Here is a 14040-nt window from a genome sequence, read left to right as displayed (position 1 = left end):
CCCACCTCTATCCCCGCCCCTCGCCGAAACTTCCCTCGCCCCTTCAACCCCTTGCCAAAAACTCAGCCGTCCCGATCCCCACCTCTCCGCATGGCCGCATAATGCCGTGCATGACCGATCACAGCTCAGAAGCCCCGCCCACCTGGTTCCGCCTTTCCGAGGCCTCGTGGGCCGAGATCGGGGAGGCCTATCGTAACGGCGCGACGGCCAAGGAATTGGCGGCGCTGTGGAAGACCTCGCCCAGCAGCATCTATCGCCATGCCGGCCAGGAAGGCTGGACCAAGAAGGCCAGCGCCGACGCGGTGGCGCGGGCCCATGTGGCGGCGCGACAGGCGCAGGCTGACGAGGGGCGGCGGGCGGCGGAGGCTTCGCCGGCGGGGGCGGCGCGCGCAGATGGGGCGGCGGCCTGCGGTGCGCCGCCGTCGTCCGATCCGGCCGACCTGAAGGCGGCGGCGCTGGCGCGGCTGGCGGGCGCGATCCATGACGGGCGCGACCACGAGGCCCTGCGGCTGTCGGCGCTGGTCCAGCGACTGGAGAAGCTGGGCGCCCCGGGCGGAGGCGAGGGGCGCGGCGCGGATCTTGTCGATCCGGGTCCATCGTTTCCGCCCAACGGCGGCTGGCCCGACGACGGCGGCCATTTCGTCGACTGGCGGCCGACCCGCGAGGCGGTCGAGCGTGAAGTCGAGATCATGTTCCGCGAGATCGCCCTGATCAGCCTGGCGGTCATCGTCGCGCCCGAGCGGGTGCATGCGATCTTCAAGCGGCGGGTCTATCGCTTCCGCCGCGACTTCCTGGGCAAGGACGAGCCGGAGGCCCTGGCGGCGGCCGAGCTGATCACCGAGCGGGTTCTGCGCGACCTGGAGCGCCCCATCATGGACTTCAACGGCGCCACGCCCCGCCCCGCCGTGCGCAAGCCCTGCAAGACCTGGCCGCCGGCCAAGCCGCCCTTCCCCGATCGCGGCCACACGCCCCGGCGCTCGACGCTGCCACCGCCGCCGCTGGTGGATGGCCGCCGGGTCTAGCGGCTGGCGCCCGCCCTCAAATCGCGGCACGACTGCCGGGAACGGGAGGGGCAAGTCCGTGGCGGTCGAGACCTACGACTACATCATCGTCGGCGCGGGGTCGGCCGGGTGCGTGCTGGCCAACCGGCTGTCGGCCGATCCGGGGCGGCGGGTGCTGGTGCTGGAGGCAGGGGGCCGCGACGACTGGATCTGGTTCCACATCCCGGTCGGCTATCTGTTCGCGATCGGCAATCCGCGTTCGGACTGGATGTATCGCACGCAGGCCGTGCCGGGGCTGGACGGGCGCAGTCTGGCCTATCCCCGGGGCAAGGTGATCGGCGGGTCGTCGGCGATCAACGCCATGATCTATATGCGCGGCCAGGCGGCCGACTATGACGGCTGGCGACAGCGAGGGCTGGCCGGCTGGGGGTGGGACGACGTCCTGCCGCTGTTCAAGGCCCAGGAAGACCACATCGCGCCGCCGTCGGAGCATCACCAGTCGGGCGGCGAGTGGCGGGTGGAGCATCCGCGCATGCGCTGGAAGGTGCTGGACGCGTTCGCCCAGGCGGCGGCGCTGGAGGGCATTCCCGTCAGTCCGGATTTCAACGGCGGCGACAATACCGGCTCGGGCTATTTCAACGTCAACCAGCGGGCGGGCCTGCGGTGGAGCGCGGCGCGGGGGTTTCTGAAGCCCGTGCTGTCGCGGCCCAATCTGGCGCTGCGCACCGGGGCGCGGGTGGATCGGGTGATCCTCGAGAACGGCCGGGCCGTGGGCGTGGCCTGGACCGAGGGCGGGGAGGCGCGCGAGGCGCGGTGTCGCGGCGAGGTGGTGCTGACCGCCGGGGCGGTGAACACCCCTCACCTGCTGGAGCTGTCCGGCCTGGGCGACGGCGCGCGGCTGGCGGGGCTGGGGCTGAGCGTGCATCGCCATCTGCCAGGCGTGGGCGAGAACCTGCAGGACCATCTGCAGATCCGGCCGATCTATCGGGTGAAGGGTGTGGCGACCCTGAACGCTCACTATGCCTCGCTGTGGCGGCGACCGTTGATGGCGCTGGAATACGCCGTGATGCGGCGCGGGCCGATGTCGATGGCGCCGTCGCACATGGGGGCCTTCGCCCGGACCTCGCCGGACTATGCGACGCCCAATGTGCAGTTCCACGTCCAGCCGCTGTCGCTGGACCGGTTCGGCGAGCCGCTGCACAGCTTTCCGGCCATCACCATCAGCGTCTGCAACCTGCGGCCCTCCAGCCGGGGGAGCATCCATGCGGGCAGTCCCGATCCGGCCGCCGCGCCGCTGATTCAGCCCAACTATCTGTCGACGGCGGAGGACGAGCGGGTGGCCGTCGACTCCCTGCGCCTGATCCGCCGCATCGTGGCCCAGCCGCCTCTGGCCTGCTATGGCCCCGATGAGATGAGCCCGGGGCCGGCGGTCGATGACGACGCCGGACTGCTGGCGGCGGCGCGGCAGCTGGGCACGACGATCTTCCACCCCGTGGGGACGGCGAAGATGGGTCTGGCCGACGATCCGATGGCCGTGGTCGACGCGCGCCTGCGGGTGCTGGGGGTGGCGGGCCTGCGGATCGCCGACGCCTCGGTCATGCCGGCCATCGTCTCGGGCAACACCAATTCTCCCACGCTGATGATCGCCGAAAAGGCCGCGCGGATGATCCTGGAGGACGCGCGCTAGACGGCTTCGGCCTCCGCCGCCTGGGGCGGGCGCAGCTTGTAGAACCGCAGATCGCGGCCCAGGTCGTACAGGCGATACAGGCGGAAGACGTCGGGGCGGGTGGTCCACAGGGCGTCTTCGGCGTCGCTCAGGGCCATGGGCGTGGCGACGCCGCCGGTGGTGGTCTTGACCACGATCAGGCGCTCCTCGCCGGTGGGCTTGAAGCTGAGGATGTCGCAGCCGGCAGGGTCGACGGGCGGCCGGGCCAGGCGGACCTGGTCGGCCAGGTCGGCGCGGCCGTGCTCGCGCAGGCGGCGCTGCTCGAAGGCCAGGACGGCGGCGCGGCCGGCCTCGGCCAGCAGGCTGTTGGCGTGGTCGCGACCGGCGGGGTCGAATTTGGCGATCAGCTGCTCAGCGCGGAGGCTGGGCTGCAGCTGCTCGGGCTCGAAGGCGGGCGGCGGTCCCTCGAGCAGATGCAGGGGCTCGCGGGCGGTGAACAGGGCCGGCGGGCGCATGGCGGCGGCGATCAGGGTGGGCCGGGTGGACAGCTGGCGGTCGACGGCGTCGATCAGCGGGTCATGCAGTTTCCAGCGCGGGGCGAAGTCCTTCAGGATCGGCACCCCGATCAGGCTGAGGGCGGCCGAGATGTTGCGCTGGCGGAACTCGATGGCCCCGCCGGGACGGCCGGTGACGAATCGCAGGGCGCGCTGGTGGCTGGCGGCGTTGACGTCCTGGCCGGCCAACTCTTTGGCCAGCATGACGAAATAGTCGCCGACCACGAGGTCCAGATCGGCCTCGGTCCAGTCTCCGGTCTTGTGGGTTTCCTCGGTCACGGCGCGACGATGCCTCAGCTGCGGGCCTCGCGCCACCAAAGCTTGGCCCGAGCTAGGGCGCGGGACGGACCGGCGGCTTGGGCGCCTCTTCGATGGGCTCCTCGTCGGACTTCAGGCCGGCCGCCTGCAGGGCGCCGGCGATGGTGGTGACCGGCTCGCCGCGCACCACCTGAAAGGTCAGGACATGGCTCTGCGCCGGGTTGTCGCCCAGATTGGCGAAGCCCCCGGCCCGCTCGCCGTTGAGGGCGACCTTGTAAGTGCGGTTGGACAGCACCCGGCACAGCAGGACGAAGGTCTTCTGGTCGTTCAGCAGCCGGGGGGTCTTGGTGCATTCGGGCGGCTCGCCGCCCTCCGCGACGCCGTAGTTCCAGACCTTGGGGTTCATCTGCTGGTCGAAGGCGACCTTCACGATCAGCACGCCGGGAGCGATGGTCTGGCCCTCCGCCGGATAGGTGGCCACCACCTTGGGCGGCAGGGTCGGCGGCATCACCGTGACCGGCGAGACGGCCGTGGGCTCGTCGCGGACCTGGGCGGTCGCGACGGCGGGGCCGGCGAGGAGAGCGGTCAGGGCGAGGGCGCGAAGGATCATGGCGCGCAGCTTGACCGCCAAGCGCGGCGTTCTCAAGGCGGATGCGCGCCTCCCCGCCGCAGATTGTGCTATAGGCGCCGTCATGACCGATACGCCCGACCTTTCGAACGAAACCCCGATCCAGCGCGCCCTGCGCCTGAAGAAGGCCGCCATCGACGCCAAGCCCAAGCCCCCGCGCGGCGGCAAGTTCCAGCGCGAGCAGGCCGCCGGCGTGCAGGCCGGCAAGTCCAAGCCCTGGATGACCCGCTAGCCGATGCGCGTGCTGGGCCGAACCTCGTCGATCAATGTCCGCAAGGTGCTGTGGACTCTGGACGAGCTGGACCTGGCCTATCAGCGCGAGGACTGGGGCGCGGGCTTTGCGTCCACCGACGATCCCGCGTTCCTGGCGCTCAATCCCAACGGCCTGATCCCGGTGCTGGTCGATGACCAGGGGCCGCTGTGGGAGAGCAACACCATCTGCCGCTATCTGGCCCACCGCCATGGCGACGGCGCCCTGCTGCCCGCCGATCCGCGCGGCCGGGCCGGGGTTGAGCAGTGGATGGACTGGCAGGCCACCGAGCTGAACAGCGCCTGGCGCTATGCCTTCCTGGCCCTGGCCCGCAAGGCGCCGGGCTTTGACGATCCGGCCAGCATCGCGGCCAGCACGGCGGCGTGGAACGGGGCCATGACCCTTCTGGAGCGCCAGCTGGAGACCACCGGCGCCTATGCGGCCGGCCAGACCTTCACCCTGGCCGACGTGGTGCTGGGCCTGTCGACCCACCGCTGGGCCGCGACGCCGATCGACCACGCCGACCTGCCGGCGGTGCGCGCCTATTACGAGCGCCTGGGCGAGCGCGGCGCGTTCCCGCCCCACGCCCGCCCGAATGTCCCCTAGCGGGGCTTCCTGAACTTCAGGATGAACTGATCGGTCTTGCCGCGAATGGCCGGGTCGAAGACGCTGGCCGTGTGCGGGTCGCTGGCGTCGCGCAGCAGCGGGCTCTCGGCTTCCAGCTTGAAGCCGGCGGCCTCGACCTCGGCCTTGACGGCGGCGACGTCGATGCGGTGCAGGCTGTCGGAGGCCGTGATCCCCGAACCGCTGGCGGCGGCGTGGTCGACGATCAGGAAGACGCCGCCCGGCTTCAGCGACTTGAAGACCTCGGCATTGACCGTCGCGGCCGTGGCCACCGGGAACGGCTTCAGATGCAGGTCGTGATAGTTCTGGACGGTGAAGACCAGGTCGAGGTTGTCGGGCAGGTCCAGGGCGACGAGGCGGCCGTCCAGCGGCTTGGCGTTGGGCAGGGCCGCCGAGACGGCCTTGAGGTTTTCACCGTACTTGGCCTGGAACTGGATGAACTCGGCCGGCTGATAGGCATAGACCGTGCCCGAGCCGCCGACCGCGCCCGACAGGATGCGGGTGAAATAGCCGCCGCCCATGATGAAATCGACCACCGTGTCGCCCGGCTTCACGCCGGCGAAGGCCAGGATCTCGCCGGGATGGCGGGCCGCGTCGCGGGCGCTGTCCTCGGCCGGGCGGGCCGGACTGGCGACGGCAGCGGTGATGTTGGCGGGAACCTGGGCGAAGGCGGCGCCGCCAAGAGCGCAGACGGCCAGGGCCGCGAGGGCGGGAACCATCGACTTGCGGATCATGCGTTTATCTCCCTGATTTTCCCAAGCGGTAGCAGGTTCTGACACTTCACCGAACGCCGTTCTCGTGAATTCTTGGTAACGCGCCCGCACCCCTTCCGCCACGTCGCTCTTCCCCTGCCCTGCCGGTTGCGCTCATGATCAGCGCAACGAAAAAAGTCGGGGAGGCTTGAATGCGGTGGATCCTGCGCGGGATCGGCGGACTGCTGGCGCTTGTGGTGCTGGCGGCCGTCACTCTGATCGTCGTCGACCGGGCCAGCCTGCCCAAGGCGCCGGACAAGGCGGCCCTGATCGCGGCGGGCCAGCGCTATGATGTCCGCATCCGCCGCGACGAATGGGGCGTCCCCCACATCCTGGGCAAGACCGACGCCGACGCCGCCTATGGCCTGGGCTTCGCCCAGAGCGAGGACGACTTTCCCACCCTGCGCGACGTGACCCTGGCCACGCGCGGCGTGCTGGCCCGCACCAAGGGCGCCTCGGCCGCGCCGACCGACTATGTGGTCTCGCTGCTGGGCGTCTGGCCGACGGTCAACGCCAATTACGACAAGCTGCCGGCCGAGCTGCGCGCCGTGCTCCAGGCCTATGCCGACGGCGTCAACCACTATGCCGCCCTGCATCCGGAGCAGGTCACGCCGGGCCTGCTGCCGATCACCGGCAAGGACATCGAGGCGGGCTTTGTCTTCAAGCAGCCCTTCTTCTACGGCCTGGACGGCGAGCTCAAGAAGCTCACCGCGCCCGATGCGCCCCCTCCCCCGCCGAAAGGCTCCAACGGCCTGGCCATCGCCCCGTCGCGCAACGCCGACGGCGCCACCCGCCTGCTGGTCAATTCGCACCAGCCCTATACCGGCCCGGTGGCCTGGTACGAGGCCGTGGTGCAGAGCGGCCAGGGCTGGCACGTGGCCGGCGGCTTCTTCCCCGGCTCGCCCTTCATGCTGCACGGCCACAACGCCACCCTGGGCTGGGCCAATACGGTCTCCAAGCCCGACCTGGTGGACACCTACCGCCTGACCATCAATCCGCAGGACAAGAACCAGTACCGGCTGGACGGCGCCTGGCGCGACTTCGAGATCTCCACCGCCATCCTGCGCGTCAAGCTGTGGGGCCCCATCGTGCTGCCGGTGCGCAAGTCGGTGCTGCGCTCGGTCCACGGCCCGGTGCTGGAGACCAAGCGCGGCGTCTTCGCCATCCGCTATGCCGGCATGGGCGAATACCGCCAGCCGGTGCAGTACTGGAAGCTGGACAAGGCGACGAACCTCGCCGAATGGCGCGCGGCCATCGCCACCCACGCCCTGCCCAGCCTGAACTATGTGTATGGCGACGCGGCCGGAAACATCGGCTTCGTCCACAACGGCCAGTATCCCAACCGCACGGCCACGGCCGACTGGGCCAATGTGCTGCCCGGCGACCGCTCCGACCTGATCTGGCGGGGCTACCTGCCGGTCGAGCAGAGCCCGCAGCTGTGGAATCCGAAGTCCGGCTACGTCTTCAACTCCAACAACAGCCCGTTCGAGGCCAGCGCCCCGGCCGATAATCTGAAACCCGCCGACTTCCCCGCCGCGATGGGCCTGCAGACCAACGTGACCAACCGCGCCCTGCGGGTGCAGGAGACGGTCGGCCTCGATGCGGCGATCACCGACGAGAGCTTCCGGCGCTACAAGTACGACCTGACCTACAGCCCGCGCTCCAGCGTCGTGGCGATGATCGACCAGGTCACCGCCGTCGACCCGAAGGGCGACAAGGACCTGGCCGCCGCCCAGGCGATCCTGAAAGGCTGGGACCGCCGGACCGACGTCAGGAATCGCGGCGCGGCCCTGGCGGCGCTGATGAGCCAGCCGATCCTGTTCGCCCGCACCAGCGGCGATCCCGAGCCCGCCCCGATGGACACCCTGAAGGCGGCCATCACCACCCTGAAGACCCATTTTGGCCGGCTGGACCCCGAGTGGGGCCAGGTCAACCGCATCCGTCGCGGCAAGGTCGACCTGCCCATCGACGGCGCCGCCGACACCTATCGCTCGGTGTGGGGCATTCCGCAGGAGGACGGCACCACCACCGCCGACGGCGGCGACACCTTCATCATGTTCGTCACCTGGGACCAGAACGGGAAACTGTCGTCCGACAGCATCCACCAGTTCGGCTCAGCGACCCTGGATGCGGGGTCCAAGCACTATGCCGACCAGACGCCGCTGTTCGTGGCCATGAAGACCAGGCCGGTGCTGTTTACGGAGGAGCAGCTGAAGGGGCATGTGCGGGAGGATTACCGGCCGGGGGGAAGGTAGGAGGCGGTCGCGGCGAAGGTCCGCTATGGGTGGGAAGCGGCCCTCGGAACCCCTCTCTCATAGAGAGAGGGAGGGGCCCGCCGCGAAGCGGTGGGAGGGTGAGAGGTTACAGCCTCTCAGAACCTAGCTCTGCGAAGACGCCGGGTGGCCAGTTCTTGTCCGGGGGTGAGCGTAAACTCGCTGGGGAATGGCGGAAGGGATCGGGACCTTCCGGAAACGGTGAAACCTCTCACCCTCCCACCGCCTCCGGCGGCGGGCCCCTCCCTCTCTCTATGAGAGAGGGTTTCAAAACGTCCGCAACGGGGGCGAAAGCACGCTTTGCCTTTCCTCCCACAAGCGGACGCCCCGCGTCTCGCTCACCCCTAAATCTCCTGGAGGCTGCTGCGCCCCTTAGCCGCGTCGGCCAGGGTCGGCTCAGGCGGCAGGTCGGCGGCGCTGGCGGCGGCCAGCAGGGCCACAGCGTCATCGGACAGGGACAGAAGATCCATGGCCGCCTCGGCCTCCGGCCGAGGCCAGCGACTAAGGTCGGGGCCCAGCGCCAAGAGCCGCGCCTGAAAATGCGAAAGGTCCATGGTCACAGATCTTCTTCTGTCTCTGGAGGGTGGATCTCAGCGCCTGCTTGCCCCGCTTGAGGAGCGAGCGCACGGCCTGTTCCGTGGTTTCCAGGGCGGCGGCTATTCTAGCCACGTCCAGGTCCTCGAAATAGAACATTGTCAGGGCCCGGCGCTGGGTGTCGGGCAGTCTGTTGAGATGGGCGTTCAGGGTTTTTGAGGTCTCCCGGCGCTCCAGCGCCTGATGCTGGTTCTCGACCGGTTCGGCCTGCTCGCCATCGACCAGGCGGGTGATGACCTCGGCGGGCTCCGCCACGGCGCGTCGGCCCCGATAGCGGTCGATGGCCTTGTTGACCGCGATCCGGTGCAGCCAGGTGGTGAAGCGCGCCTCGGGCGACCAGCGCTCGCGGGCTCGCCAGGCGGCGACGAAGGCGTCCTGGGCCACGTCCTCGGCCTCGTGCTCGTCGCCCAGGATGTTGAGCGCCAGCCGCCGAACCAGCCGCGCGTGGCGGTCGACCAGCACCCGGAACGGGGCCTCGTCGCCATCGCGGCAGGCGGTGAACAGAGCTTCGTCGCTCCAGGCGAGCAGGCTCGCCGGGTCGGAAGCTTTGGGGGTGGGCAGGTCATTGAGATCGAACACGGTCATTTGGCTGTCCGCTGAAGAGTGCGGTCAGATCCAAGCAATGTGCATGCCTGTAACAAGTCTTCATGAAATCAACGGCGCGATATGTTCAGAATTATTTCAATAATCATTCTGACTGAACGCCCCGTAACTCGCGACACATCGGCCGCAACAGATCAAGGCACTCCTGATACCCACCCGAGATCGAACCCGCGCGGGAGACACGATTTAGCCGGTTCAGCAATGTCATGTAAAATTGGCGCAGCACGGCTCCATCTCGCCCGACTGCGGAAAAATTCAAAGTTGTTGCAAGAACGGTGATTATGCGAACACCGCGTCCGAGGTGATTGCACATCTGATCGAGCGCATTCTGCTCATGGGCAGCTTTTGCCGAGACTATGGCGCGATACAGTTCTTCATGCACAGACGACAGAATGTCGCGCGGATGCTGGTTCAGATGCTGTGAAGCGCGGTAGGCGGAGGCCGCCTGATTAGCTGTCGTCATCGCTGGTGCTTCCTAGAATGGCCTGGATCTGTTGCTGCAGGACCTGGGCGGCGTAGAGCTCGGTTTCCATCGCCGCATATTTGGCGACCAGCCGGGCGCGATAGGTTTCCGCGTCGTCGCGGATCTTGTCGGCCTTGGTGGTCCAGGCGGTGTCGGCGGTTTCCAGGCTGGTGATCTGCCGGGCGATCACGCCGGTGGTGGTGTCGGCATAGCCGCTGAGCAGGGTGGTGATCTGGTTGGCGAAGCCCTGGGCCAGCTCGACCTGGATCGAGGCGCTGGCCGTCCCGGCATAGGCAAAAGACAGGCCCTCATAGATCGAGCCCTCGGCCCCGACGATGCGGCTGCCCGAGACGGTGAACAGGCCGCTCTGGCCGTCGATCGTGGCGTCGATGAGCACGCCGTCCGCCACCGTGAGATCCAGGGTGAAGTCGAACGAGGCGCTGGTGTCGTTCTTCAGCAGCTTCAGGCCGCTGTCGCTGCTGGTGAAGCGGGTCTCGAAGAAGCTGGCCAGGCTGTCCAGACCGGTCAGCAGCAGGTTGTCCAGCGCGGTCTCGTCCGACAGTTCCAGCTGGTTGGAGCCGTTCAGGGTGATCCCCATGTCGGTCAGGGCCGCCACGGTGTCATCGGCCGAGGCGACCTCGCCGCCGATCAGGGTCGAGAGCTGCTTGGTCAGGCTGCGCAGGACGGAGTCGGCGAACAGCACCGCATCCTCGGCCACCACGCCGCCCGAGCCCACCGTCTGGTGGGTGACGACGAATTCACGCAGGGCGTTATAGGCGTCGACGAAGCCGGTGATGGCCGTCTTGATGTCTTCGTAGTCGGCCTCGATGTCGAGGGTGACGGTCTGGCCCGCTTCGGTTTCCTGCAACAGCGAGATCGAAAGGCCGGTCAGGGTGTCGGTCAGCTCGTTGCTGGCGCTGGTCACCTCGACGCCGTCGATGGTGACGATGGCCGGCTGGGGCTCCTGCAGCACGGTGGTGAAGGCGCCGTCGGCGTCGGTCAGCCCGATGGCCAGGGCCGCGCCGCTGGTGTCGCTGATCTGGATATCGACATCGGTGTCGGCGGCCGACAGCACCAGCTGATAGCTGTCAGTGGCCACCTTCAGCAGGGTGGCGGCGACGCCCGTCGTGCTGGTCTGGGCGTTGATGGCGGCGGCCAGATCCTCCAGCGTCATGTCGGCGGTGACCGCGATCGTCGCGGCGGCGCCGTCCGTCACGCCAAGGGTCAGGTCGCCGGCCTGACCCAGGGCGGCGGTCCTGTCCTGGGCCGAGGAGGCGACCTTCATCGCCTTGGCCAGCTGCTCGACGGTGATCGCATACGAGGCCGCCGTCGCGCTGCTCTCGGCGCTGACGGCCAGGATGTCGGTGGCGTCGGCGCCGTCCGAGGCGGTCAGAAAGGCCTGCTTGGCGTCAAAGGCGTTGGCGGCGCTGTCGGTCGACAGGGCGCTGTAGGTCGTCGACTTCAGCGACGACATCGAGTCGATGATCGCCGTCAGCAGGTCCTGAAGCGTCTCATAGGCGGTGATCTTGGCCTCATTGGCGGTGACCTTCAGGTCGATGGTGTCGGCGCGGGCGGTCTTCTGGGCGACGGCGGCCTCGATCAGGGCGTCGGTGTCCAGGCCCGAGATCGTGCCGGAGATGTAGCTGGTCGACGACGAGGTCGAGACGCTGCTGGTGGTGGCCATGGCGAACCTGGAAAAGCGGCGGGAAGGCTTTCGCCCTCCCGCCTGAGCAGAGAGCGGACTACTGCAGCAGCTTCAGAAGCGACTGGCTCATCGAGTTCGCTTGCCCGAGGGCCGAAATCGCTGCGCTGGTCAGGGTCTGATAGTTGGTGAAGTTGGTCTGCTCGGTCGCGATGTCGACGTCCGAGATCGAGGACTCGGCCGCCTGCAGGTTTTCCAGCGAGGTGCTGATCACATCGCCCCGGAACTCGAACCGCGACAGGCTGGCGCCGACATTGGCCCGCATCTCCGAGATCGTGGTGATCGCGGTGTCGATGAGATCCATGTTGGTCGCCGCCGAGGCCGCGTCGGTGATCGAGGTGCCCGAGAGGGCCAGGGTGGTGGAATCCGCGCCGTCCAGCGACACCGTGATGACGTCGGTGCTGGCGGTGCCGACCATGAAGTCCACGCCGGCGGCGTAGTCGCTCGTCCCGTCCAGCAACGCCACGCCGTTGAACGTGGTGGTGGTGGCGATCTCGTCGATTTCCTCCAGCAGCTGCTGATACTCGGCGTCGATATAGCTGAGGTCGTCAGTGCTGGAGCTGCCCGACTGGGCCTGGGCCGTCAGAGCGTTCATCCGTTGCAGGATGTCGGCGATGTTGGAGAGCGCGCCGTCGGCCGTGTTCAGGACCGAGGTCCCGCTGGTCACGTTGGTGGCGGCTTGGTTGAGCACGGTGATGTCAGCGTTCATGGACGTGGCGATGGCGAGACCCGACGCATCGTCCTTGGCGCTCACGATCCGCGAGCCGCTCGACAGCTTGGCCAGGGATTCACTCTGCGCCGCTGAGTTGGTGTTCAGGTAGCGCAGGGCGGTGTTGGCCGCTGTGTTGGTCGAGATAACAGGCATTTTCTAATCCGCTTCTCTTCAGGCGACCGCCGGGAAGAGCCCCGAGCGGAAAGCCGATCGCCGGTTCTTGGCGGTCGCGCTTCACAGCTTCAACGGGACGAGCGCGGTCGATGGGGCGGTGTTTTTTCGCCCTGAATTTTCTGGCGGGCAGAGGCGATTTTCCCCGCCCCATCCGCCCCGGACCCTCCGTTGAAGACTGTGATCGGCGCCGCTGGGCGTCGCGACACTTCGACCGCGAGGGTTTCGATGACCACCGTCACATCCGCCACCAGCGCCGCGACGACGACGTCTTCCTCGTCGTCCAGCCTGCAGCTGGGCACCACCGACTTTCTGCAGCTGCTGATGACCCAGCTGAACAATCAGAACCCGCTGGATCCGACCGACACCACCGAATTCACCAACCAGCTGGCGACCTATTCGGGCCTCGAGCAGCAGATCAGCATGAACGACACGCTGACGAAGATGTCGGACACGATGGCCGACGTGCTGACCCAGGTTTCGCTGCTGGCCTCGGGGAGCTGATCGATGTCCCTGTCCGCAGCGCTCTCCACCGCCGTCTCGGGCCTGACCGCCCAGAGCCGCGCCCTCTCGGCGATTTCCGAGAATATCGCCAATTCCTCGACCACGGCCTACAAGACCAAAGACGTCTATTTCCAGGCGCTGGTCAGCGGCAGCATGGGATCGGCCACCTCGACCAGCGCGGTCACCGCCAAGTCGAGCCAGGCCATGACGGCGCAGGGGGTGATCGCCTCCACCGCCGTGGCGACCAATATCGCCATCCAGGACAGCGGCTATTTCGTCGTGACCAGCAATCCTGGCGCGGCCGCTTCGGAGGACATGTACACCCGCAACGGCAGCTTCGAGACCAATGCCGCGGGCTACCTGGTCAATACCGAAGGCAAGTACCTGATGGGGTTCGCCACCGACGCGGACGGCGCCATCCTGGCCTCCAACACCAACGACCTGACGGGCCTTGAAGCGATCAACCTTTCGTCCATCGGCGGCACGGCCAAGGCGACCGGCACGGTCACCATGACCGGCAACCTGCCGGCCGACGCGGCGGTCGGCGACACCTTCACCACCAGCATGCAGGTGATCGACAGCCTGGGCGTCAGCCATACGGTCGGTCAGAGCTGGTCGAAGACCGGCGAGAACACCTGGGAACTGACCCTGTCGGATCCCGTGCTGACCTCGGACGGCGTGACGGATTCCGGTGATATCAGCGGCGGCCCCTATACGGTGACGTTTGCATCGACCGACGGGGCCCTGGCCTCGGTCACCCCGGCCATCGACTTCACCATCTCCGACTTCAGCAGCGGCGCGGCCGACAGCGACATCACGCTGGATATCGGCACGGTCGGCGGCGCTGACGGGGTGACGCAATACGCCTCGACCTCATCGACCCTGGGCATCAGCGACGTCACCACCGAGCAGGACGGCGCGCTGTATGGCGAGCTGTCGGGCATCGCGATCGACGCCGACGGTCTGGTCACTGCCAATTTCGACAACGGCATCTCGCTGGCCATCTATCAGGTGCCGATCGCCACCTTCAGCAATCCCAATGGCCTGACCCTGGTGTCGGGCACCACCTATGACGAGAACACCAAGGCCGGTCAGGTCCACCTGAACCTGCCGGGCGAGGGCGGCGCGGGGACCCTGGCGGCCAGCGCCCTGGAGGGGTCGACCACCGACATCGCCACCGAGTTCAACAAGATGATCATCGCCCAGCAGGCCTATTCGGCCGCCTCGCAGATGGTCAGCGCCACCAGCGACATGTTCGACACCCTGATGCAGTCGGTGCGCTGAT

The 14040-nt window shown here is 68.0% G+C and carries 15 protein-coding genes; 7 read left to right on the top strand and 8 right to left on the bottom strand.

Annotated features, from left to right (window positions below):
- The first annotated feature begins 110 nt into the window (after window positions 1-110).
- Entirely contained in the window at window positions 111-1022 is a 912-nt protein-coding gene (locus ACW17V_RS05305) for a hypothetical protein (protein WP_492107828.1), read from the top strand.
- Between the two features lie 58 nt (window positions 1023-1080).
- Window positions 1081-2688, top strand: coding sequence for a GMC family oxidoreductase (locus ACW17V_RS05300; protein ID WP_492107827.1), 1608 nt, complete (start codon window positions 1081-1083; stop codon window positions 2686-2688).
- Here the strand turns inward: ACW17V_RS05300 and ACW17V_RS05295 are convergent.
- Window positions 2685-3500, bottom strand: a complete 816-nt coding sequence (locus ACW17V_RS05295; protein ID WP_492107826.1) for a protein NO VEIN domain-containing protein — start codon at window positions 3498-3500, stop codon at window positions 2685-2687. The two genes, ACW17V_RS05300 and ACW17V_RS05295, sit on opposite strands and share 4 nt — an antisense overlap.
- Window positions 3501-3552: 52 nt before the next feature.
- Window positions 3553-4089 carry a hypothetical protein gene (locus ACW17V_RS05290; RefSeq protein WP_492107825.1) on the bottom strand — a complete coding sequence of 179 codons (537 nt, stop codon included), beginning with the start codon at window positions 4087-4089 and terminating at the stop codon, window positions 3553-3555.
- A gap of 82 nt (window positions 4090-4171) precedes the next feature.
- On the opposite strand from ACW17V_RS05290, the gene ACW17V_RS05285 reads away from it, so the two are divergent.
- Together ACW17V_RS05285 and ACW17V_RS05280 are read left to right on the top strand one after the other, a co-directional pair.
- On the top strand, window positions 4172-4339 hold the full coding sequence (locus ACW17V_RS05285) for a hypothetical protein (RefSeq protein WP_492107824.1): 168 nt from the start codon (window positions 4172-4174) through the stop codon (window positions 4337-4339).
- Window positions 4340-4342: 3 nt separating this feature from the next.
- Window positions 4343-4963: a glutathione S-transferase family protein gene (locus ACW17V_RS05280; RefSeq protein WP_492107823.1), complete on the top strand. Its 621-nt coding sequence runs from the start codon at window positions 4343-4345 to the stop codon at window positions 4961-4963.
- On the opposite strand, the gene ACW17V_RS05275 is transcribed toward ACW17V_RS05280, so the two are convergent.
- Window positions 4960-5715 (bottom strand): class I SAM-dependent methyltransferase, encoded by a 756-nt coding sequence (locus ACW17V_RS05275; RefSeq protein WP_492107822.1) that lies wholly within the window; start codon window positions 5713-5715, stop codon window positions 4960-4962. The two genes, ACW17V_RS05280 and ACW17V_RS05275, sit on opposite strands and share 4 nt — an antisense overlap.
- A 170-nt stretch (window positions 5716-5885) precedes the next feature.
- Here ACW17V_RS05275 and ACW17V_RS05270 point away from each other — a divergent pair, with 170 nt between their 5' ends.
- On the top strand, window positions 5886-7988 hold the full coding sequence (locus ACW17V_RS05270) for an acylase (RefSeq protein WP_492107821.1): 2103 nt from the start codon (window positions 5886-5888) through the stop codon (window positions 7986-7988).
- Between the two features lie 362 nt (window positions 7989-8350).
- On the opposite strand, the gene ACW17V_RS05265 is transcribed toward ACW17V_RS05270, so the two are convergent.
- The 5 genes from ACW17V_RS05265 to ACW17V_RS05245 all read right to left on the bottom strand — a co-directional run bounded on the left by ACW17V_RS05265 (window position 8351) and on the right by ACW17V_RS05245 (window position 12233).
- Entirely contained in the window at window positions 8351-8476 is a 126-nt protein-coding gene (locus ACW17V_RS05265; RefSeq protein ID WP_492107820.1) for a hypothetical protein, read from the bottom strand.
- A gap of 31 nt (window positions 8477-8507) precedes the next feature.
- Window positions 8508-9185, bottom strand: a complete 678-nt coding sequence (locus tag ACW17V_RS05260) for an RNA polymerase sigma factor (RefSeq protein ID WP_492107819.1) — start codon at window positions 9183-9185, stop codon at window positions 8508-8510.
- A gap of 103 nt (window positions 9186-9288) precedes the next feature.
- Entirely contained in the window at window positions 9289-9666 is a 378-nt protein-coding gene (locus ACW17V_RS05255; protein WP_492107818.1) for a flagellar protein FliS, read from the bottom strand.
- Window positions 9653-11350 carry a flagellar filament capping protein FliD gene (gene fliD, locus ACW17V_RS05250; protein WP_492107817.1) on the bottom strand — a complete coding sequence of 566 codons (1698 nt, stop codon included), beginning with the start codon at window positions 11348-11350 and terminating at the stop codon, window positions 9653-9655. The genes ACW17V_RS05255 and fliD overlap by 14 nt, the downstream gene beginning before the upstream one ends.
- A 58-nt stretch (window positions 11351-11408) precedes the next feature.
- Window positions 11409-12233 (bottom strand): flagellin, encoded by an 825-nt coding sequence (locus ACW17V_RS05245; protein WP_492107816.1) that lies wholly within the window; start codon window positions 12231-12233, stop codon window positions 11409-11411.
- A 246-nt stretch (window positions 12234-12479) separates the two neighbouring features.
- Between ACW17V_RS05245 and ACW17V_RS05240 the strand changes: the two genes are divergently transcribed.
- Together ACW17V_RS05240 and flgE are read left to right on the top strand one after the other, a co-directional pair.
- On the top strand, window positions 12480-12755 hold the full coding sequence (locus ACW17V_RS05240; RefSeq protein ID WP_492107815.1) for a flagellar hook assembly protein FlgD: 276 nt from the start codon (window positions 12480-12482) through the stop codon (window positions 12753-12755).
- Between the two features lie 3 nt (window positions 12756-12758).
- Window positions 12759-14039: a flagellar hook protein FlgE gene (flgE, locus tag ACW17V_RS05235; RefSeq protein ID WP_492107814.1), complete on the top strand. Its 1281-nt coding sequence runs from the start codon at window positions 12759-12761 to the stop codon at window positions 14037-14039.
- Window position 14040 lies beyond the last annotated feature (1 nt).

It is taken from the genome of Caulobacter sp. FV2ye17ST, from assembly GCF_058680955.1.
Note: the sequence above shows the minus strand (reverse complement) of the source record. Positions and strands in the feature narration are given on the sequence as shown.